General features: G+C 42.0%; 25 protein-coding genes. 8 read left to right on the forward strand and 17 right to left on the reverse strand.

Features of this window, described 5'->3' with window-relative positions:
* Positions 1 to 205: 205 nt before the first annotated feature.
* From NYE43_RS16545 to mnhG, 7 genes are read left to right on the forward strand one after another with little or no spacing between them, the layout of a single operon-like run.
* Complete coding sequence (locus NYE43_RS16545; protein ID WP_095713973.1) at positions 206 to 2611, forward strand: Na+/H+ antiporter subunit A; 2406 nt, start codon at positions 206 to 208, stop codon at positions 2609 to 2611.
* On the forward strand, positions 2604 to 3035 hold the full coding sequence (locus NYE43_RS16550; protein ID WP_024122673.1) for a Na(+)/H(+) antiporter subunit B: 432 nt from the start codon (positions 2604 to 2606) through the stop codon (positions 3033 to 3035). Before NYE43_RS16545 ends, NYE43_RS16550 begins: the two co-directional genes overlap by 8 nt.
* The gene (locus NYE43_RS16555) at positions 3035 to 3376 is read left to right on the forward strand and encodes a Na(+)/H(+) antiporter subunit C (protein ID WP_095713974.1); all 342 of its coding nucleotides are present in this window, start codon (positions 3035 to 3037) and stop codon (positions 3374 to 3376) included. The genes NYE43_RS16550 and NYE43_RS16555 overlap by 1 nt, the downstream gene beginning before the upstream one ends.
* Positions 3369 to 4850, forward strand: coding sequence for a Na+/H+ antiporter subunit D (locus NYE43_RS16560; protein ID WP_103671366.1), 1482 nt, complete (start codon positions 3369 to 3371; stop codon positions 4848 to 4850). The genes NYE43_RS16555 and NYE43_RS16560 overlap by 8 nt, the downstream gene beginning before the upstream one ends.
* A gap of 5 nt (positions 4851 to 4855) precedes the next feature.
* Positions 4856 to 5332 carry a Na+/H+ antiporter subunit E gene (locus tag NYE43_RS16565; RefSeq protein ID WP_185848675.1) on the forward strand — a complete coding sequence of 159 codons (477 nt, stop codon included), beginning with the start codon at positions 4856 to 4858 and terminating at the stop codon, positions 5330 to 5332.
* Positions 5332 to 5616, forward strand: a complete 285-nt coding sequence (locus NYE43_RS16570) for a Na(+)/H(+) antiporter subunit F1 (protein ID WP_024122677.1) — start codon at positions 5332 to 5334, stop codon at positions 5614 to 5616. The genes NYE43_RS16565 and NYE43_RS16570 overlap by 1 nt, the downstream gene beginning before the upstream one ends.
* Entirely contained in the window at positions 5600 to 5974 is a 375-nt protein-coding gene (mnhG, locus tag NYE43_RS16575) for a monovalent cation/H(+) antiporter subunit G (RefSeq protein WP_185848674.1), read from the forward strand. The genes NYE43_RS16570 and mnhG overlap by 17 nt, the downstream gene beginning before the upstream one ends.
* A gap of 38 nt (positions 5975 to 6012) precedes the next feature.
* On the opposite strand, the gene NYE43_RS16580 is transcribed toward mnhG, so the two are convergent.
* The 6 genes from NYE43_RS16580 to degQ all read right to left on the reverse strand — a co-directional run bounded on the left by NYE43_RS16580 (position 6013) and on the right by degQ (position 10870).
* A complete protein-coding gene (locus NYE43_RS16580) occupies positions 6013 to 6393 on the reverse strand; it encodes a hotdog fold thioesterase (RefSeq protein ID WP_024122679.1) in 381 nt (126 codons plus the stop codon).
* A 17-nt stretch (positions 6394 to 6410) separates the two neighbouring features.
* Positions 6411 to 7055: a two-component system response regulator ComA gene (comA, locus tag NYE43_RS16585; protein ID WP_101864137.1), complete on the reverse strand. Its 645-nt coding sequence runs from the start codon at positions 7053 to 7055 to the stop codon at positions 6411 to 6413.
* Positions 7056 to 7135: 80 nt separating this feature from the next.
* Positions 7136 to 9442 carry a histidine kinase gene (locus NYE43_RS16590; protein WP_185848673.1) on the reverse strand — a complete coding sequence of 769 codons (2307 nt, stop codon included), beginning with the start codon at positions 9440 to 9442 and terminating at the stop codon, positions 7136 to 7138.
* Positions 9443 to 9457: 15 nt separating this feature from the next.
* On the reverse strand, positions 9458 to 9679 hold the full coding sequence (gene comX / locus NYE43_RS16595; protein ID WP_059292642.1) for a competence pheromone ComX: 222 nt from the start codon (positions 9677 to 9679) through the stop codon (positions 9458 to 9460).
* A complete protein-coding gene (locus NYE43_RS16600; RefSeq protein WP_101864136.1) occupies positions 9676 to 10545 on the reverse strand; it encodes a polyprenyl synthetase family protein in 870 nt (289 codons plus the stop codon). Before NYE43_RS16600 ends, comX begins: the two co-directional genes overlap by 4 nt.
* A gap of 184 nt (positions 10546 to 10729) precedes the next feature.
* On the reverse strand, positions 10730 to 10870 hold the full coding sequence (degQ, locus tag NYE43_RS16605) for a degradation enzyme regulation protein DegQ (protein ID WP_024122683.1): 141 nt from the start codon (positions 10868 to 10870) through the stop codon (positions 10730 to 10732).
* A gap of 460 nt (positions 10871 to 11330) precedes the next feature.
* Here degQ and NYE43_RS16610 point away from each other — a divergent pair, with 460 nt between their 5' ends.
* A complete protein-coding gene (locus NYE43_RS16610; protein ID WP_024122684.1) occupies positions 11331 to 11699 on the forward strand; it encodes a hypothetical protein in 369 nt (122 codons plus the stop codon).
* Here the strand turns inward: NYE43_RS16610 and NYE43_RS16615 are convergent.
* The 11 genes from NYE43_RS16615 to essA all read right to left on the reverse strand — a co-directional run bounded on the left by NYE43_RS16615 (position 11675) and on the right by essA (position 20188).
* Entirely contained in the window at positions 11675 to 12904 is a 1230-nt protein-coding gene (locus NYE43_RS16615) for an EAL and HDOD domain-containing protein (RefSeq protein WP_024122685.1), read from the reverse strand. The two genes, NYE43_RS16610 and NYE43_RS16615, sit on opposite strands and share 25 nt — an antisense overlap.
* A gap of 135 nt (positions 12905 to 13039) precedes the next feature.
* Positions 13040 to 14509 carry a nicotinate phosphoribosyltransferase gene (locus tag NYE43_RS16620; RefSeq protein ID WP_024122686.1) on the reverse strand — a complete coding sequence of 490 codons (1470 nt, stop codon included), beginning with the start codon at positions 14507 to 14509 and terminating at the stop codon, positions 13040 to 13042.
* Between the two features lie 15 nt (positions 14510 to 14524).
* Positions 14525 to 15076, reverse strand: coding sequence for a cysteine hydrolase family protein (locus NYE43_RS16625; RefSeq protein ID WP_213417885.1), 552 nt, complete (start codon positions 15074 to 15076; stop codon positions 14525 to 14527).
* Between the two features lie 96 nt (positions 15077 to 15172).
* Complete coding sequence (locus NYE43_RS16630; RefSeq protein WP_095713979.1) at positions 15173 to 15571, reverse strand: YueI family protein; 399 nt, start codon at positions 15569 to 15571, stop codon at positions 15173 to 15175.
* A gap of 70 nt (positions 15572 to 15641) precedes the next feature.
* Positions 15642 to 15890 carry a YueH family protein gene (locus NYE43_RS16635; protein WP_024122689.1) on the reverse strand — a complete coding sequence of 83 codons (249 nt, stop codon included), beginning with the start codon at positions 15888 to 15890 and terminating at the stop codon, positions 15642 to 15644.
* A 73-nt stretch (positions 15891 to 15963) separates the two neighbouring features.
* Positions 15964 to 16185, reverse strand: coding sequence for a spore germination protein (locus NYE43_RS16640; protein ID WP_044158952.1), 222 nt, complete (start codon positions 16183 to 16185; stop codon positions 15964 to 15966).
* A gap of 59 nt (positions 16186 to 16244) precedes the next feature.
* Positions 16245 to 17354, reverse strand: coding sequence for an AI-2E family transporter (locus tag NYE43_RS16645; RefSeq protein ID WP_024122690.1), 1110 nt, complete (start codon positions 17352 to 17354; stop codon positions 16245 to 16247).
* Between the two features lie 436 nt (positions 17355 to 17790).
* Entirely contained in the window at positions 17791 to 18027 is a 237-nt protein-coding gene (locus NYE43_RS16650; RefSeq protein ID WP_024122692.1) for a YuzF family protein, read from the reverse strand.
* 185 nt (positions 18028 to 18212) lie between these two features.
* Positions 18213 to 18743, reverse strand: coding sequence for an HD domain-containing protein (locus NYE43_RS16655; RefSeq protein WP_024122693.1), 531 nt, complete (start codon positions 18741 to 18743; stop codon positions 18213 to 18215).
* 197 nt (positions 18744 to 18940) lie between these two features.
* On the reverse strand, positions 18941 to 19672 hold the full coding sequence (locus NYE43_RS16660) for a (S)-benzoin forming benzil reductase (protein ID WP_024122694.1): 732 nt from the start codon (positions 19670 to 19672) through the stop codon (positions 18941 to 18943).
* Positions 19673 to 19735: 63 nt separating this feature from the next.
* Entirely contained in the window at positions 19736 to 20188 is a 453-nt protein-coding gene (gene essA, locus NYE43_RS16665) for a type VII secretion protein EssA (RefSeq protein WP_081638360.1), read from the reverse strand.
* Positions 20189 to 20215 lie beyond the last annotated feature (27 nt).

The raw sequence follows: 20215 nt of genomic DNA on the forward strand, positions 1-20215 counted from the left end.
CAGGAGCGATTTTAAATATACAAATGAGCTGATTTTTGTTAAACTTATTTTAAGGTCAAAAGAACTTGTAAAATTCATTCGCGGCAGGTTGAAGCATGGCGGCTTCCAAAAAAGTGCGATATAATTTGGACTGGGTCGTTTGACCGTATATTCTAATTATTTATACATAGAACAGGTTTCAATTAAAGAAAAGGAGGTCTTGTCTTTGCAGCTCTTACATTTTGCTATTTTATCGCCTTTTGTATTTGCTTTTATCATTCCCTTTCTGGCAAAATACGCAAAAAGAGTGCATACGGGCTGGTTTGTTCTGATCCTGCCCGTCTTGCTGTTTATATACTTTCTTCCAATGATCAGAATGACTCAGTCGGGAGAAACATTACGATCGGTATTGGAGTGGATTCCTTCATTAGGCATTAACTTTACCGTTTATGTAGACGGTCTCGGACTGCTATTCGCCTTACTGATAACGGGGATCGGCTCGTTGGTCACTCTTTACAGTATTTTTTATTTATCGAAAGAAAAAGAACAGCTTGGGCCTTTTTATGTCTATTTATTAATGTTCATGGGCGCTATGCTCGGTGTTGTTCTTGTTGACAACGTCATGGTTCTCTACATGTTTTGGGAGCTTACCAGCCTTTCGTCCTTTTTGCTGATCGGATATTGGTACAAGCGTGAAAAATCTCGCTACGGCGCCGCAAAATCGCTCTTGATTACGGTAAGCGGCGGACTGTGTATGCTGGGAGGATTCATTCTCCTTTATCTGATCACAGATTCATTCAGTATCAGAGAAATGATCAATCAGGTTCAGTTGATTGCCGGCCATGATCTATTTATTCCGGCGATGATTTTGATTTTACTAGGCGCATTTACAAAGTCCGCCCAGTTTCCTTTTTACATTTGGCTGCCTGACGCCATGGAAGCGCCGACGCCTGTCAGCGCGTATCTCCATTCAGCAACGATGGTCAAAGCGGGAATTTATGTGATTGCAAGATTCAGTCCTATTTTCGCCTTTTCAGCTCAGTGGTTTTGGATTGTTTCTCTCGTCGGGATTTTCACCATGGTTTGGGGTTCATTCCATGCCGTCAAACAAACCGACTTAAAATCCATTTTGGCGTTTTCAACCGTCAGCCAGCTCGGCATGATCATCTCGATGCTTGGTGTCAGCGCTGCAGCCCTGCATTACGGCCATACAGAATATTACACAGTTGCCGCCATGGCTGCCATTTTCCATCTCATCAATCATGCTACCTTTAAAGGAAGCTTGTTTATGGCAGTCGGCATCATTGATCATGAAACAGGCACACGGGACGTCAGAAAGCTCGGCGGACTGATGGCGATCATGCCGATTACATTTACGATTTCCTTGATTGGCACATTTTCAATGGCTGGTCTCCCGCCGTTTAACGGATTTTTGAGTAAAGAAATGTTTTTCACCAGCATGCTTCGTGTGACACATGTCGATTTGTTCAACGTCCAGACGTGGGGAGCGCTGTTCCCTGTCCTCGCTTGGGCAGGAAGTGTGTTTACATTTATCTACAGCATGAAACTGCTGTTTAAAACATTTAAAGGCAATTACCAGCCTGAAAAACTCGAAAAACAGGCTCATGAAGCGCCGATTGGAATGCTCGTATCACCTGTCATTCTTGTTGCGCTCGCTGTCAGTCTCTTCTTTTTCCCGAATATATTGTCCTACAGCTTGATAGAGCCTGCGATGAATTCAATCTATCCGACACTGCTGGACAGCCATGAGAAGTTTCATGTTCATATTTCGCAGTGGCACGGGTTTACAGCCGAAGTTCTGATGACACTGGGCATTATCGCTGTCGGTACGATCGGATACTTGACGATAAACAAGTGGAAAGGGATCTATAAGCTGTTTCCATCGAAACTCACGCTCAATCGGTTATACGAGAAGCTCCTGACCATCATGGAAAAAGGCTCTTATCGAGTGACAAAACAATATATGACCGGATTTTTGCGGGATTATCTTCTGTATATCTTCGCTGGATTTATCATTCTGATGAGCGGGGCTCTCGTTTTGAAAGGCGGATTTTCCTTTACAACTGAGGGTATGGCGAAAATCGGCATATACGAAATGATTCTGACACTTGTCATGATCAGCGCGACAGCGGCGACTGTATTCGCCCGATCCAGACTGACGGCGATTATTTCACTTGGTGTTGTCGGTTATACGCTTGCATTGTTTTTTGTTATTTTCAGAGCGCCCGATTTGGCTTTGACCCAGCTGGTCATTGAGACGATTTCCGTCGCCCTGTTTCTGCTTTGTTTCTATCATTTGCCGAAACTGCGGCTGAAAAAGAAAACGAGAACGTTCCGAATGACAAACTTTATCATTGCTTTAGGAGTCGGCATTATTGTCACCCTGCTCGGTATTGCATCCTCAAGCCAGCGGACAAAAGACAGTATCGCCTCCTTCTTTACAAAGCACAGCCACGATCTTGGCGGAGGAGATAATGTCGTCAATGTCATTCTCGTTGATTTCAGGGGCTTTGATACAATGTTTGAAATTACAGTATTAACGATTGCCGCTCTCGGCATCTTCAGCATGATTAAAACAAAAGTAAAAGAGGAGGGGAAAAGCGGTGAATGAACAAAAAACAAATGACTTGATTCTTCAAACCGTGACAAAGCTTGTATCCTTTATCATTTTGCTTTTCTCTTTCTATTTATTTTTATCGGGGCATAACGCCCCTGGAGGAGGCTTTGTCGGCGGGCTGATCACGTCCTCTTCCATCGTTCTATTGCTCTTGGCTTATGATTTAAAAACCGTGCGTTCCATTTTGCCGGTTAATTTCATTTACGTCGCGGGAGCCGGTCTGCTGCTCGCTGTCTTAACAGGCGTTGGCTCTTTTGTCTTCGGAGCGCCCTTCTTAACCCACACATTCGGTTACTTTCATCTGCCGATTTTAGGGAAAACGGAGCTCGCCACGGCGACGCTTTTTGATTTAGGCGTTTATCTTGTTGTCGTAGGCATTACGATGACCATTATTCAAACGATTGGAGAGGAAGAATAATGGAAATCTTAATGGCTGTTACAGCAGGTATTATTTTTATGGCTGCTACGTATTTGCTGCTGTCTAAAAGCCTGCTTCGGGTCATTATCGGAACAGCGCTTTTGAGCCACGGCGTTCATTTAATGCTTTTAACTATGGGAGGATTAAAAAAAGGCGCCGCTCCGATTTTGAGCGAGCATGCCAAGTCATTTGTCGATCCGCTTCCGCAAGCCCTGATTTTGACGGCTATTGTCATTTCATTTGGAGTTACATCCTTCATCCTCGTCATGGCGTTTCGGGCCTATCAGGAATTGAAATCGGACGATTTGGATCAAATGAGGGGAAATGATCAACATGAATAATTTTGTTATATTGCCAATTCTGATCCCGCTCCTGTCCGCCATTCTGCTGATTTTCATGAACAAACACATCATGCTCATGCGGATCTTCAGCACTGCGGCGTCGGCAATCGGGATTGTGATCAGCGGTATACTCGTACAGACTGTCTTTACTAAGGGCATCCAGACACTCAGTTTGGGCGGCTGGAAAGCCCCCTACGGAATTGTGCTTGTTGCAGATCAATTTGCCAGCCTGCTTGTTCTCACCACGGCAGTCATCGGATTATTGGTTGTGCTTTATTCCTTCCGTTCTATCGGTGAAAAACGGGAACGTGCCTTTTATTATTCCGGCGTGCAGTTTTTGCTGGCTGGTGTAAGCGGAGCGTTTTTAACAGGCGATTTATTTAATATGTACGTATTTTTCGAGCTTCTGCTTATTGCTTCTTATATGCTGATTGTATTAGGCGGCACAAAAATTCAGCTGCGGGAGTCGCTTAAATACATTGTGTTTAATATTGTGTCATCAGCATTGTTTGTCATCGGCGTCGGCTTTTTATACGCGGTGACCGGCACATTAAACATGGCGGATTTAAGTGTGAGAATCAGCGAATCCGGACAAACTGGGCTGATTACTGTAATCGGTGTCCTGTTACTTATCGTGTTTGGTATGAAGGGCGGGATTTTCCCTCTCTACTTTTGGCTTCCCGGCTCTTATTACGCGCCGCCGGCAGCCATCTCTGCATTGTTCGGCGCATTGCTGACAAAGGTCGGGTTATATGCGATCACAAGAGTGTTCACACTGATTTTCATTCACGATACAGCGTTTACCCACCAGCTGATGATATGGCTCGCGGCTCTCACTGTCATCTTAGGTGTCATCGGTTCACTTGCCTATCAGAATGTCATGAAAATCGTGATCTATAACATTATTACCGCTGTCGGCGTTATTTTGTTCGGTGTTGCAGTTCAAACGCCCGCATCCATTCAAGGTGCGATTTACTACCTGATTCACGACATGCTGATTAAAGGCGCATTATTTATGCTGGCAGGCACGCTGATTGCTTTGACAGGAACAGCAAGCCTGCAACGAATGGGCGGGCTGATCAAACGATACCCCGTTCTTGGATGGATGTTCTTCATGTCGGCTGTATCTCTTGCCGGCATCCCGCCTCTCAGCGGATTTGTTGGCAAATTTAAAATTGCAGAAGGCGGCTTCGCTGAAGGTGAATTTACGATTTCCATGCTGATCCTGCTTTCAAGCCTGCTCGTCCTGTATTCCGTGTTAAGAATCTTTATCCATGCGTTTTGGGGCGAAGAAAAAGAAACACCGAAGCAAAATCTTAGAACAGCTAAAGGGCTTCTATATCCGGCAGCTATTTTTCTCTTGCTGTCTCTTCTCTTCGGATTGGGTACAGAATGGGTGTCACCGTACGTTGATCAAGCGGCCGAGACTTTGCTGAATCCGGAAAAATATATTGAAGCTGTTTTGAAGGAGTAGATCGCATGGCATTTCAAATTTTATTAAATGTGTTTCTCGCTTTTTGCTGGATGTTCCTGAGCAATGACGCAAGCGCCGCCGGATTCATCACAGGCTTTATCCTGGGAATGATCTCTCTCTTCTTCTTCCGGCGCTTCCTTGCTCATCCGTTTTATCTATGGAAAACGTTTTCGATTATCAAACTTTTTTTGATCTTTATAAGGGAATTATACCTTGCCAACGTCAGTGTGCTGAAAACAGTCCTGTCGCCAAAACTGGATATCAAACCAGGCATATTCGCATTTAAAACAGAGCTGACAAAGGATTGGGAAATCACCCTGCTTTCACTGCTTATTACATTAACGCCGGGAACATTGGTCATGGATATTTCCGATGACCGGACCATTCTCTATATTCACGCGATGGATATTGAGGATGCGGAAAAAGCGATTTTTGATATTCGTGAGTCATTTGAAAAAGCCATACAGGAGGTGAGCCGCTGATGTTTACGTTAATCCTTCAAATCGCGCTCGGCATTATGGCGGTGTCCACCCTGTTGTATGTCGTTCGTGTCATCAAAGGGCCGACTGTTCCTGACCGGGTTGTGGCTCTGGATGCAATCGGCATTAATCTGATAGCGATGACAGCGCTTGTCTCCATCCTGCTGAATACGAGTATTTTTCTTGATATCATATTATTGCTGGGTATTTTGTCTTTTATCGGAACCATTGCGTTTTCTAAGTTCTTAGAGAAAGGAGAGATTATCGAAAATGATCGTGATCGCTAAAATAGCAGTAGCGATATTGATCCTAATGGGGGCGCTAATCTGTCTTGCGGCTTCCTTCGGGACGCTTCGCCTTCCCGATATGTACACACGCTCTCACGCTGCTTCTAAAGGCTCAACGTTAGGGGTAAATATGATTTTGCTCGGTGTCTTCTTCTTTTTGTGGCTTATCACAGGAGAGATATCAGCAAAAATTCTGCTCGGGATTTTCTTTATCTTTATTACGACGCCGGTCGGGGGACACTTGATCTGCCGAGCTGCGTACAACTCTGGCGTCAAGCTGGATGAAAGAAGTGTACAGGATGACTATAACGGAATCAGAAACTTTGTGATTAAACGAAAAGAGGATTCTTACCTATAAAAATGAGCAGCCGGACAGGCAGAGTTCCGGCTGTTTTTTTATTTTGTGATGACAGCCAGCGTGCATCTGGATATACAGATCAGCCTCTCTTGCCCGTCATAAATGTGAATCTGATACACAATGGTCGTTCTGCCTTTATGAACGGGCTCGGCTACCGCCTTTACCGTTCCTTCCTTGACAGATTTCAGATGATTGGCGTTAATCTCCAAACCGACACAAGCTTGTGTACGAGAATCGATTAGATGCTGGGCACCCACGCTCGCCGCAGTTTCCGCAAGAGCCACTGAAGCGCCTCCATGCAAATAACCAAAGGGCTGGACGGTCCGATGATCCACCGGCATCACTGCCACGCAGCGTTCCGCTGTGCTTTCTACAATTTCAATTCCCAGCGCGCCAAGCAATGTATGTTTCATATCCATAGTTTTAACTCCCTTATTTAAAGCACACCGTCTGATTTTGCAATCAACACCGCTTCCGTCCTGGAACCGACATTAAGCTTGTTGAAAATCGACGTCAGGCTGTATTCGATGGACCGCTTGCTTAAATGAAGCGCATCTGCAATTTCTTGGTTGGTAAAACCTTTTTCAACTTCTTGAAGAATCAGGCATTCTCTTGGTGTGAGCACATCTTGTTCTTTTTGAGAGGAAGGGGCCGGCTTTGTTTTTTGCTGAGTCATCAGCTGTTTAAAGTAAGCGAAATCGACTAAAATTTCTCCGTTGAGCACGTGATATATGTATTGGGTGATCTTTTCCTTTGATTCGGTTTTGCTGATGGCGCCGTGCAGACCCGCACGAATCGCTTCCTCAAAATAATCCTCGACCTCATAACCGGTATATACGATAATTTTACAATGAGGATTCTCTTGTAAAATCTGTTTAGAAAGCTCCATCCCATTGACATCGCCGCCTAAGTTCAAATCCATTAAGATGAGATCATATGATGAGAAATCATGCTGGTGTATGAACTGTTCGCTGGGTTCAGGACTGAGACAATCAACAGACAAATTCGAATCCGTTTCCAAAATTGTCTTGGTGCCTTCCATGACAGCCGGATGGTCATCAATCACTAGTATCTTTTTCATGTTTTCCTCCCTTTTACTCACTCATTTCCATTTTATAAAAAAGACTTGGCTTCTGCCAAGTCGTTTACGTTATAAAACCATTACAATTCCATTTCAATATCGGCCTTAAAGCCCTTTCCTTCACTTGTTTCGATTCGGAGGCGTCCATCTAAAGCCCTGACTCGCTCCTTAATGCCAGAAAGACCCATACTCATGGAATGTTCGTTATTTTTCTCTAGATCAAATCCGACACCATCGTCCTCATAATGAAGAACAATTTTGTTCTGAATACTGATCAGCATGATAAGCACTTCCGTCGCCTGAGAGTGTTTCACTGCATTTGATAAAAACTCTTGAATGATCCGGTACAAATTCAGCTGCGAATCCAAATCAAGCGACGCCGTAAATCTGCCGGTATTTAAGCGGATATGAAACGGAACCCGCTCCTGCTGCTGCGCCACCAGCTTAGACAGCGCCTTCACCAGTCCCAAATCATACAAAAGCTGCGGCCGCAATTCATGACACGTCTCCCTCGTCATCGAAATCACATCAGACATCTGCTCATTCATCTGTACGAGCTTGTCCTGCACCTCTTCACGACATGGATCATCATCCTTCTTAAAATCAGCCAAAAACAGCTCACACTGCCGTTTTAATGAAATCAAATCCTGAAGAACGGAATCGTGGAGATCGCGGGCGAGATCAGAACGTTGTTTTTCTTCGATGGTGTACATAAGTTTTTTGAGCCATACCGGGTTGGATTCTTGTTGTTTTAAATCCTCAAGATGCACCATCAATTCTTCGATTTTCATAACGTTTTCCAATGAGACATTTGTATAAAACGCTAATGTTTGAAGCCATGCAATTTCATCCCTTGTTAATTTAAAAGTATTATAACTTGAGAAACAGAGTACTAAAAATGATCTGTCTCCTCGTTCACCTATTTTAATAATAAAACCTTGTTTAAACTCTTTAATTTTACCGATATCACCAGAAAAATTTTTCACATATTGCTCATGATTTTTATAAGTCAAATCTTTAAAGTTGTTCTTACTAAGAAGGGTGATTTCCCCTTTAGAATTATCATACACGCAAGCATTATCTATGTTTAATACTTCTAGGATTGTATTTTTAAAGTAATTAAGTACTTGATCTACTGATGATGCTTGCTTAATCAACTGAGTAAATTTAAAAATTCCATCTTGATAATTAAATTTCTCTGTAAATCTTTTCAACTTGAAACGAAAATCAATGATTTCTTTAAAGTAAAAGACAGCAAACATAAGCAAATATATTACAAATGTTAGTTTAACGTAGTAAAAGTTATCATCTGGTTTTTGAATGTAATTAAATATGGTGACCACAATAACAGTAGGTGTAATGGCTAAAAATCCATAGTATTTAAGCCGTCCTACAACAAAGTCAATATTATAAAGTCTATTTGTCATAAATTGATACACTAAAGAAAAAGGTATAACAAGTGTAAAAGCTGCCAAACTAAAGGGTGAAAGATACTTATCAAACAACACATAGGGAATAACAAAAAAGATAATAAAGGGACTAAAAGACAGGATATTTATATAAGCAAGGATTTTTAAAATTGACTTTTGCTCATTTTGTTTGATTTTTCTAATCCCTTGATGGATAAGGATAGATACAGTAAGGACTAGGACAAAAAAGGAAATCAAGTTCAAGTTAGACAAAAAAGCCGAAGAATTTAATCTATTACTCAAAACAGCTTCTAGTAACAGGTTTACGAGTGGAAGTATATACATTATGATTAAAATCTTCTTTTTGAATAACTTAGTGCCCAATTCCGCAAAGTATTTATATATGAAATGTATATATAAAATTGGACAACTTACTAAAGTAAGGACAAGCAGGTAAGTGCTAACCTCTTCACCTCTTCTTGCCCCGCAGGCACTTACATATGCTACTGATACAAATAACAAAAATAAGATTAAAACAAAAGCAGAAGATGATTTTCTTACTTTATTTATTCTGTAAACAAAAAATATACAAAATAAACAGATTGAATAAGATATGAGTGGAATGAGATACATAAATAAATTTTCTTCACTGATTAGGCTTACATTTTGTAAATGAAATGATTTATTATCTCTCTCAACAGTTAAGCTTTCTACATTGACCAATCTTCCGCTCTCTAACTGGATTTCGCTTCCTCTTTGCCCATTCACTTCAAGAATGATGTCACCTTTTTTTACACCTGAATAATATTCATAATCCACAACTTTGGTAACCTCTAACTTACCCTGTTCATTAATCTTCACATCTGCACCTACAAAGATATTAAAAACAGAAATATAAGAGAGGTAGATCACATAAACAAAACTTAAAATGATAAAAGCTAGAGACAAATATTTATAGACGTTATTATTTATGTGCATCTCATCATCCCATAATTAAATAAAACTTTTTCTTTTATCATCCTCAAAAAAATTACTGATAGCTTCTATTGGGGGCCAGTTGCTTGTTCTCGGTGCCTCTCCTTCTTCAAACGCATATAATATTGCTTTCTTTTCTTTTTCATTTATATTTAGTAAGGTTAAGTTCCCATTCTTAAATTGATCAAAAGCTTCCGGGTTGTTTGCTAGATGGCTTATAATTTTATCGATATGTTTCAATTTAAATTCCCCCTTAATAATTGTACAAATAGTTTATTCTTTCTTTGTTCATCTAATTTCAGTTTTTTGAATGATTCTTTAAAGTTTTCCAATGCTATATTTTTAATAACATTCAAATATTGTATTACACCTGATTCTCGTAGCTTCTTTTTCAATTCGTCCATATTATTTATCTGATTATTTTCTTGCGCATAAAAATTTAATAAGTCAATCGATGATTGGTTATATTTATTTTTAAGATAGTAAAAGGCAAGATTGTGTCTAGTTTTTAAATCATTATTGTCAGGATAATATAACCCATGGTGATCATTCGCAATTTGCTCGACTATGCCCAAATAATGTGAATACTCATCGACTGTTTCATTAAATTCACCAGTTGCCAAATATACACCAAGAACATTAGGCAATGTTACAAGAGAACCTGACTTAAGTTTAATCATTTCAATAAACTCTGATTCTGAAGAGCTTGTTACATTTAAATCTGCATGTTGCCCTTGTAAAGATTGAAGTGAATATTGTAAAGTCAGACTTAAATGTTGTGGATTGTTAGAAACTAAACTTATCACTTGCAAACTTAATGTATAAAGTGCGGTAGCTGCGTTAATCACTATCGAAGGATCTATTTTCATCCAAGAAGCCTGAAGATTATCCTTATCCTCTATATCGTCAAAAATGTCAGCAGATAAAATTAAAAGTTCTATACCAGAAGCCAACAACTCAATTGCTGTAACATCTTTTCCGTCAAATGCTATGTAATGATGATAAGCTAATTCTGCGAATGAAAATTGTTTTTTTTCTTCAATAAAAGAAATAAGTTTTGTTTTTAAGTCTTCATTTGAAATATTTTCATGTACAATCTCCTTCATTTTCTCCTTGATCCGGACAGAATCTAAACATATCTGCTCAATAACAACTTCCCCCCTCCCATTCCATTTTACTAAATGGGACATTTAAAGGACAGCAGGTTTTTCGTTTTTTAACAATCATATAATACTTTATCCATTTATTGTATGGGTAGAACGAAAAAAAAGACTTGTTTCCAAGTCTTTTTTACGAAATTTTCATTGCATATGTGTATTTATCGAGCTGATCAATGCTTTTGTTAATGTTTCGTAATGAATCTGTCGTTTCTTTAATATCAAGTTCGAGTCGGAATAACAATTGTTTTACTTCTTCAAGTTTCTTTTCCATCGTTTCCACACTCCTTTTTTTGAAAGATCAATGAATTGTGTATGGTGAACGAGTCCTAGGTATTTGATCTGTTACTAATAGTGTATCTGGTTTCGAGTTATTTTTCACCGAAAAGTATACAAAAAGATCCTGCGTGACACCGCAAATATCAATAGGTCTTTGTGCTTAAAGGAATCACAATGAGAACAGGACTATTTTTCTACGTGTGAAAACGGTGATTTCGGATGGAATTGAGAAAGATTCTTAATTCCTTTGATTTTATTGTGTTTATCTGTTTCACAATGTAAGACTATAGTCCCCCTCGCCGCTTTTTCAAAATTCAATATGCGATTCTTGGCGTATCGTGACCGACAAACACCGAAAAGACCGCAACGCAAAGTTGTGGCCTTTTCGCTTTGTCATATCCAGCACCTGAGTGATCTATACATATAGACATATCCCCTTTTTGCGAGGTGCTTCCATGAGATATCCTTATCCTTGGTTTTACGTCTATCCGTACGACATACGCCGTCCGCCCGCTCCTGCCGCCAATACAGAAACCTTTATCCGTTCCGCACAGGATGCCGCCGGGCTGCTCGCTGATGCTCAGCTTGTACTTAGGCGCATTGCGGGGTCACAGGAGCTTTCGCGCCGCATCATGACCGCAGCGGAGCAGTCAGATAAACAGACAGTAAAACGTCTAATCAAACAGACAGGCGTCCGGCATGATGTGGATTCGGTCTTTAATCCCGATGGCATATACATCAGCCTGATCAGCACGCAAAGCCGAATTATCGTGGCATTGCGGTGGTCAGAAGACCGCAATTACTTTTCGCCCATGAGCTTATGACACCACTCCAAGGCTTCCAAATAACAGTCGTACGCTTCTTCCTTGTCCAATTCTTTTGCTAATTCTCCGCAAGTGTCCCAATTGTTGGTTTCGATTAACTTCACAAGCTCAAGCATTTGGTAATAGTCATTTTGATGACCTAATAACGCTTGACCTACTTCATCTATTAAAGGCAATTCTTGAATAATCTCTTCTATTTCTCTGTGCAAAAGGGTGTCTATAAGAGAAAACATCCCGATCAGCATATACGAGGCCGGCTGCGGGCGCGCTGTTTTTCTTGCCAACAGTTCACATAGCTTTGCTCTCATTAAAGAAATTTTTATGATTTCGTGTTTGCTCGAATTCCCTTTTCTGCTTAAATCCTTAAAGGAAAGGATGTATATCCACCGTTTGATTTCGTTAAACCCAAGAAGCATGATAGCCTGCTTAATGCTGTCAATCTTTTGGGTTAAACGGCTATGGGAAGAGTTTAAGAATTTTAAAATTTGATATGACAGCGATAAATCACGTTCTATGTACTCAGTTACACGCTGGATGTTAGGCTGCTCTTTGCTTAATTCGTTGAGCAATTCATAGTAAGAATAAAAATGGGTCGACAGATCATGGCCGCTGATGATGCGCGGTTCGCTGAAAAAGTAGCCTTGGAATAACTGAAAGCCATCTTGCGCCGCTTGTTCATATTCTTTGCGTGTCTCTACTTTCTCAGCTAAAAAAATCAGGCCGCAATAGCTGTAGGTTTGCAAAATATTTCGGCGTTCCATTCGGGTGGTTTTAAGAAAATCAACTTTCAATATATCAATATAGCTCATGAGCTTTTCCAATAATTCCTCATTTTTCGGGTTTATCGCGTAAAAATCATCGAGTGCCAGCGTATACCCCATTTTTTTCAGCTCTCTGCACCTTGAGACGAGAGCCGGAGTGATCGGTATATCTTCAAGGATTTCAATCACAAGCTGTTTTGGATTGAAGGAGGTGGGGAGATCCGAAAACATCAGGCTTTCAGTGAAATTGACAAAACAGCGTTTTCCTTCCGTCAGCTTCTCGATTCCGATGTTTAAAAAGCTGTTAATCACCAAATCTGTTGTAGCCTGATCGCCGTCTGCAGCGGAATACACATTCTCTTCGCTCTCTCTATATAAAAGTTCATAAGCGACAACCTGTTCTTTTCGATTAAATATAGGCTGTCTTGCAACAAACACCCTCATTGATTTATCCTCCTTACAAAACACGCGGCTTTCCACCCTAAGTATATCAAATAATTTGACGAAATTTGTCTAAACATGAAAAATATTATTCCCACAAAAAAACTGGCCTCTTCGCGAACGAAAGGCCAGTTTGCTTTATTCTTCGAGCTCTTCTTCAAGTCTGCTTTTCACTTCATGGATCCGCTGCATTTTGTTGCTCCAGCAGTCCTCGCTTAAATCAACCGGGTATTCTTCAGGTTTGCTGATTCTCTTATATTCCTCCCACAGAAGGCTGAGGTTGTCTTGTACATATTGCTGAATGTCAGAAATCTCAGGGTTCTGGTAGCATAGGATGCCTTTTTCAAAAATCAGCTCGTGAAGATCCTTCGCATAGAAATTCGTGACGAATTTGCTGATGAAGGTATGAACCGGGTGGAACATTCTCAGCCGCTTCTGGTCATTCACCTGCTCGTCATAAAGCGCAATGTAATCTCCTTCAGAATGATGATTTAACTGATTAATAATCCGGTACACTTTCTTTCTGCCAGGTGTCGTCACTTTGTCAGGGTTGGATGAAATTTTGATCGTGTCGACCATTTCTCCGTTTTCTTCGATGGAGACGAGCTTATAAACCGCGCCGAGAGCCGGCTGGTCATAAGCTGTAATCAACTTCGTGCCGACACCCCAGACATCTATGCGGGCTCCCTGAGCCTTTAAATTCATAATTGTATGCTCATCCAGGTCGCTTGACGCAATGACTTTCGCGTCTGTAAAACCTGCTTCATCAAGCATTTTCCGGGCTTTTTTTGACAGGTAAGCCAAATCGCCGCTATCCAGTCGGATGCCAATGAAGTTGATGCGGTCTCCGAATTCCTTGGCCACTTTAATCGCATTCGGCATGCCTGAACGAAGCGTATCATACGTGTCGACTAAGAAGACGCAATCCTTATGCGTTTCCGCGTATTTTTTGAATGCTGTATATTCATCGCGGTAGGCCTGCACTAGCGCATGGGCATGTGTGCCTGATACCGGGATATTAAAGCGCTTTCCGGCTCTTACATTGCTTGTCGCGCTGAAGCCGCCGATTAACGCTGCTCTCGCTCCCCACATAGCCGCATCCATTTCATGCGCCCGTCTTGTTCCGAATTCAAGTGCAATTTCGTCGCCAATGACGCCTTTGATGCGCGCTGCTTTTGTCGCGATTAATGTTTGGTAATTCACAATGTTAAGCAAAGCTGTTTCAATAAGCTGCGCTTCTACAAGAGGAGCTTCCACCCTCATAATCGGCTCATTGTTAAAAACCAGCTCTCCTTCTTTCATGGAATAAAGAGAACCTGTAAAAGATAAACCGCTCAAATAATCAATAAAATCTTCATGGTAGCCAAGCTCATCTCGTAAATAAGTCAGGTCACTATCGGTAAACTTGAAGTTTTCCAGATATTCAATGGCTTTTTCCAAGCCCGCAAAAACCGCATAGCCATTCTCAAACGGAAGCTTTCTGAAAAAAAGCTCAAAAATCGCTTTCTTTTCATGAATGCCGTCTCTCCAGTAAGTTTCCGCCATATTGATTTGATAAAGGTCTGTATGTAATGACAGGCTGTCATCTTTAAAACCGTACTCTAACACTGTTTTTCCCCTTCCTTACTCTGCCACTTGCGCTCCGATGCTGTTTGCAAAATGGGAAAGAGCCCACGTATGCCCCTCCTGATTAAAGCTGGCAACAGCCTGTTTATGCACAACAATCCGGAAACCTTTGTTGTATGCATCAACCGCTGTATGCAAGACACAGATATCTGTGCAGACGCCGGCTAAATGCAGCTCGTCAATCTGCCGCTCTCTGAGTTTCAGTTCTAAATCAGTACCCGCAAAAGCAGAATATCTCGTTTTTTCCATGTAATATACATTATGATCATGTGCATGTTTCTGATATAGAGGCAAAAGCTTTCCGTACAGGTCTTTTCCTTCCGTACCCTTGATATTATGCGGCGGGAACAGACGGGTTTCAGGGTGATATTGATCCCCTTCATTGTGAGAATCTACTGCAAATACGACGTAATCACCGTTTGTGATAAAGTTTTCTGACAAATTGACGATCGCCTCTTCAATCATTCTGCCGGGATCCCCGCAGGTCAATTTTCCATCACTCGCCACAAAATCATTCGTATAATCAATACAAATAAGTGCTTTTTTCATAGCCGGCCTCCCCGCCATCAGTATGAGAACATTATATCTTATCTCCCGTTGTAAGGGAATTGCCATGAATAAAAAGACAAACAGTCCGTTTGTCTCTTAAGATTTCAGCACCGACCGGTTAAAAATGTCGTCCTGAATATATATAGATTCATGATTTACCGCACTGTCCGCCGCAATGATAAGGCCTAAAGGCGTATGAAACTGAAGATCAGATACGACTTTAAAAGGCACTCCGTTTCGGTTCGCCATTTTTACATAAGGTGAATAAGACTGATACTGAAGCTCTCCATTGATAAGAAGAGATATATGTTTATTGCGTTTAAACGCTTGCTCCGCTTCGTGATACGGTTTGCTTCTGAGCACCTGCCCTTTCGTCAGTGCCAAAAGCACTCTTTCCCGCAATGAGCCTAAAAACAAATGGCGCTCATCTGGTTTTGTTTCCAGCGGCCCGTACATTCCTTGCTGTAAATAGAGATCCAGCGTTTCATCACTCAAAAGCTCGTCCTCCCGTCTTGTTTGTCTTCATTATCGCCTGATCCTGCGGGGGCTAAACTTTCAAGGGCTGTTACATTTCCGTTACCCAGTGAATGATTTTTTTTGCCAGCTCACCAGCAGGCTCGTCCTCTGTATGCCGGCGCAAAGAAGCCTCCAGCCGTTCAGGCAGCGATGATTTTTCTTCCTCGTATGAAATAATCGTGCTCCACTCCAGCTGCGGAACGGCTACTAGCGTATGCAGCTCTTTTCTGTTTTCATGCAGATATACATCAGTGATCATTCCTGTTTGTGTGCTGATATTTGCTTTTCTGATTTTCATAACATGACCTCGCTAACTAAAAGACTATCCATATTATACAATAAAAAAGCAACAGCCTCTCTAGAAAAGGCTGTTACCCGTTAAACGAAACGGTATCATCAATGATATCGGCATCGTTTAAAATTGTTTTACTATATTCGTTATTGATCTTCACAAAATCCCCCAGCTGAAATGTGCCAGACCCAGCACCTGTGTGATCGACGCTTTTCGGCGCAATCGCAAACACATCTCCAAAGCTGGCCGCAGCATCACCTGATATAGACATAATATATATCGGCCCTACAATCGCAGGCATTTCCCCACCTCCGCACTGATTTACAGCATCATATGCGAAAAGGAGCCAATGGTGCCCGCCTATTCAGCGGGACGTTCGTTTTCTTCAAGGCGTGAACGCTGGCGCAGCTTGATCAGCCGCACGATATTCAGGAAAAACGCTTTGACTACCGCATACACCGGCACAGCTAAAATCATGCCGAGAATGCCGCCGAAGCTTCCTGCTCCAATCAACAGCAAAATGATGGTAAGCGGGTGCGTATTCAAACGTTTTCCGATCACGAGCGGAGAAAGCAGATTTCCGTCGAGCTGCTGAACGATCACAACCACAATGATCGCAAAAAGCGCTTTGGCCGGTGAATCCATAAAGCCGATAATGACAGCCGGCGCAGCGCCGAGAAAAGGCCCGACATAAGGAATGATATTTGTAATGGCCATGACAATTCCAAGAATCAGCGCATATGGCAGCCCGGTAATCAAGTATCCGATAAAGCACGCTGTCCCTACAAAAAGACAGATTAACAGCTGTCCCTGAAAATACGCAGCGAGTGTGTCGGATAAATCCTTAAAGATCTTTAGACCTTCTGTCCGGTAAGAAGCCGGAAGAATTTTGACTGCCAGGTGCGGAAAGCGGTGTCCATCCTTCAGCATATAAAAGAGGATAAACGGAACAGTGATAATGACAAGTGTGATATTTGTCACGACACCAAACACCGCGGATAAACTGGATGTAATATTTTGCGGCAGGTTTTGGAGAAAGCTTGTCAGAGACTGCTCAATTTTTGATATGGATACATAATCCTGTGTCATCATCCAGGTAAACCACTGAGAGTGAGATAAATCTTTTGTTAATGCCTGAATCTGTTTTATATATTCAGGAAGATTGTTAAACAGCCCGGTCACCTGCGATGTAATGACAGGCCCGACTGCCGCAGAAACGAAGGCAAGCAAACCGATAAATACTAAATAGATGAGCAGAATCGATAATGTCCGCGGCATTTTTTTCTCAAGCAGTCGGACAACCGGATTAAAAATAAAATACAGAATTCCGGCAATCAGCATCGGGAAAAACAATGTCGAGATAAACACGATAAACGGCTGAAACACAAATGAAACTTTTGTTGCTACGAAAATAATCAGCAAAACAAATAAAATTTGCAATGTCCAAAAATGGACTTTTGATTTCAACAAGCTTGTTCCTCCTAGTTTTTCTTTGTCTATCAGATAAAAGAACTTGCACCCCATCATTGTAACAAAAATGAACTGATATCAGAACTCTTAATCAGTGAATGGGCTGTTGATTATGCAGGCTGTGACATACGGCAGGGACGCCGCACTGATTTATGTACTTGTGGACTAGCTTAACGTTTAGATTTTATCCTGCTTGATGTGAATCAAAACGATAGAATGACTGAGAGGCAGCGGCGCTGTGCTCCGTTTGCCGGGAAGCCCCGTTTATATGTAAAGGATGCGGGCGGGTATCACTTCGGTTGTTGTTTACGCTTTATTTCAGATGACCGCTCCGGCTTTGATCTTGGCGGCACAATTTATGACGGAGCGTTTTTATAGCGCTTAACTGAAAAATAGGACGTCCCGGTGTACGCCTATTTTTCAAGCGCAAGCACTGTTACACCCGTTCACTGTAATCTGGCGTGACGGAAACCATGTGCTGGATACTGATAAAAAAAACAGAATTTCGGGCTGCTTCAATGATGATATGGTCCGGTTTTACATCAATCAGTCTGCCTCTGACCGTATCTCGTACTGTCTGGATAATGAATTTTGAGCCGATGAGCTTTTTGATGGTCTGATAGACATAAGGATCGACTAATGAGACCAGTTGCGGACTACCTTGGTTGGCCATACTTCAATCCCCTTTATATGTTTTATCTCAGCTTATGCCACGGTTAAGGATAATGACACAGGCTTACCGGATAACACCAGGGGATGCGGAGACGATTGGGGAGTGTGATTCACGCGGGTGTAAGGAAATGGTGATGAAACGGAGACAGCGAAGAAAGCGGACGCTGTTCCGAATACAGGCGGGACCTATACAGGCTTTTTTATAGAAGACTGGGCTTGGTCGATTAATCGGTCCAGTTTTTCTATTTTTTTCAGTGCGGTTGCTTCGTCAATTTGTCGGTAATGATGGTGGCCGCCAGGTTCTTCATCAAGTTCGTCCGCTTTTTTGACAATCTGCTGCAGCGTATTTTTATCGAGTTCACCTTCAGGCAGATAGGAATCGGTATGAAGCAATATGGCAAGAGCAATCTCTTTTGCCGCTTTCGGTTCTTCACCAAGACGAATCAAGAGCTTATGCGCCCGTTCCGCCCCTTTAATGGCATGGATGTCATTCCTTCTGTATTTCTCATAATCCCATTTTCCGTCTGTATACCATTCATAATGTCCGATGTCATGCAGCAATGCCGCTTTTGCGGCTAAATCAGGGCTGATATCAGCCTTTACAGACAGCCTGTATGCATGATAGGCGCAGGCAATCGCATGAGCCACGCCGGAACGCTGTAAATATTTTTGTGCAATTGGATGGGCGAAGACATCCATTAATGTAACCTTTCTCATGGAAACCCCTCCTTTAGATATTTTTAGAATCCTAACATAATTTGCAGAGAAACTCAATTCTTATGTCATATCATTTTTGTTTACTTTTCATGTTTGTTATACCCTAAAAGCAGAGTTTCAGTCAGTATATGCAGCCGGACTCCGGAATGCTTAAGTTATCGCCTTTTTATATAAAAAAAGAGCAGATTCACTCTGCTCTACAAAAACTCTTTAATATCATATATGCGCCCGTTTTCCGCGCCTGTCTCTAATAAAGAAAGCAGCGTGCCAGCAATAAAGGCCGGACTGCGAAGGCTTCCTGTTTCATTCAATTTCCGAAACCGCTCGATATCGTGGAAATCCTTTTTCGATGATGAACGGATGACGGCCTGCATGTCAGTGTCCATGACACCCGGTGAGAAAGAAATCATGTTCACCGGCAGTTCTTCATCCTCCTGTTCAAATCCGAACGTTCTCGTAAACATATCAAGTCCGGCTTTTGAGCTGCAATACGCGCTCCACCCCTTGTATGGGTTTTTGGCCGCGCCAGAGGTAATATTTACGATTGTTTTTCTTCCGCTGAAAGCAGCAAACTGTTTGGTAAACAGCTGGCTCAAGAGCACCGGCGCTGTCAGATTAAGCTGATAATGGCGCTGCAGCTCTTCAAGAGACGCTTCTCCGGCGCGTTTGATCGGCGTCACCATTCCGGCATTATTGATCAGTGTGATGGCTGAATAATCAGCCGGATTGATGGATGAAAGCAATGTTTTGAATTGCTGCTCAGCCTCTGTGAGATTGATCAGGTCGATCTGGTGCTGTGTCAGTTTCTCATGAGAAACATCTGTTGTTGTTCTGGACAGAGCATGGACTTCATGGCCTTTTTCCAGAGCCTGTAATGCAATGGCTTTCCCCAGTCCTTTTGACGCTCCGGTGATGATATAAAGTTCCATTGGAAACCTCCTCCTTCCGTTCTTATTGTACGGACCGCTTTTATGCAAAACAAGCGCGGGCGCTTACGCCTTTTTATTTTCCTGCACGATAACCTTTGGTATGAGAAAAACAATGCCTGCGATCCCAAGCAGAATCAGCACGCTATAGATGATCGGAAGCAGGAGTGAAGATGAATCTTTTTCTTTCATTTCCGTTGATGACGCTTTTGTGATCGGTTTCTCGGCAAATGTAATCCCAAGCTGTTTAGATTGAGCGGCGATGGTGTTGGAGCCCTCGGCATCTGTTGATGTAAACAAATCCTTTATCAGCTCGGCGTCCCGATCCTTCGGCTTATCAAAGGTAATATCCTTTTGCTCCTCAGGCAGTTCTGTTTTCTCCTCATAGGAAGAATCTTCATGCAAATAATTCGTATCGATTTCAATATCTTTCTTTTCATATTGGTTTGGCGCGACATCCGTATTTTCTTCGGTTTCGGCAGCAGCGGCAGAGGGTATGAAAAGGGAAAAGGAGAGCATACACATCATGATCCCCTTTTCCAAGCT

It is taken from the genome of Bacillus sp. FSL R5-0434 (assembly GCF_038004745.1).
Lineage (GTDB): Bacteria > Bacillota > Bacilli > Bacillales > Bacillaceae > Bacillus > Bacillus halotolerans.

Coding starts and splice junctions, on each gene's coding strand:
- degQ (WP_024122683.1), bottom strand. CDS start 10,870: ATGGAAAAGAAACTTGAAGAAGTAAAACAATTGTTATTCCGACTCGAA.
- NYE43_RS16635 (WP_024122689.1), bottom strand. CDS start 15,890: ATGAAAATCAGAAAAGCAAATATCAGCACACAAACAGGAATGATCACT.
- NYE43_RS16580 (WP_024122679.1), bottom strand. CDS start 6,393: ATGGATATGAAACATACATTGCTTGGCGCGCTGGGAATTGAAATTGTA.
- mnhG (WP_185848674.1), top strand. CDS start 5,600: ATGATCGTGATCGCTAAAATAGCAGTAGCGATATTGATCCTAATGGGG.
- NYE43_RS16590 (WP_185848673.1), bottom strand. CDS start 9,442: ATGCACATAAATAATAACGTCTATAAATATTTGTCTCTAGCTTTTATC.
- NYE43_RS16565 (WP_185848675.1), top strand. CDS start 4,856: ATGGCATTTCAAATTTTATTAAATGTGTTTCTCGCTTTTTGCTGGATG.
- NYE43_RS16655 (WP_024122693.1), bottom strand. CDS start 18,743: ATGAGAAAGGTTACATTAATGGATGTCTTCGCCCATCCAATTGCACAA.
- essA (WP_081638360.1), bottom strand. CDS start 20,188: ATGCTCTCCTTTTCCCTTTTCATACCCTCTGCCGCTGCTGCCGAAACC.
- NYE43_RS16600 (WP_101864136.1), bottom strand. CDS start 10,545: ATGAAGGAGATTGTACATGAAAATATTTCAAATGAAGACTTAAAAACA.
- comA (WP_101864137.1), bottom strand. CDS start 7,055: ATGAAAAAGATACTAGTGATTGATGACCATCCGGCTGTCATGGAAGGC.
- NYE43_RS16625 (WP_213417885.1), bottom strand. CDS start 15,076: ATGAAAAAAGCACTTATTTGTATTGATTATACGAATGATTTTGTGGCG.
- NYE43_RS16610 (WP_024122684.1), top strand. CDS start 11,331: ATGAGATATCCTTATCCTTGGTTTTACGTCTATCCGTACGACATACGC.
- NYE43_RS16560 (WP_103671366.1), top strand. CDS start 3,369: ATGAATAATTTTGTTATATTGCCAATTCTGATCCCGCTCCTGTCCGCC.
- NYE43_RS16640 (WP_044158952.1), bottom strand. CDS start 16,185: ATGCCTGCGATTGTAGGGCCGATATATATTATGTCTATATCAGGTGAT.
- NYE43_RS16650 (WP_024122692.1), bottom strand. CDS start 18,027: ATGGCCAACCAAGGTAGTCCGCAACTGGTCTCATTAGTCGATCCTTAT.
- NYE43_RS16570 (WP_024122677.1), top strand. CDS start 5,332: ATGTTTACGTTAATCCTTCAAATCGCGCTCGGCATTATGGCGGTGTCC.
- NYE43_RS16660 (WP_024122694.1), bottom strand. CDS start 19,672: ATGGAACTTTATATCATCACCGGAGCGTCAAAAGGACTGGGGAAAGCC.
- NYE43_RS16615 (WP_024122685.1), bottom strand. CDS start 12,904: ATGAGGGTGTTTGTTGCAAGACAGCCTATATTTAATCGAAAAGAACAG.
- NYE43_RS16555 (WP_095713974.1), top strand. CDS start 3,035: ATGGAAATCTTAATGGCTGTTACAGCAGGTATTATTTTTATGGCTGCT.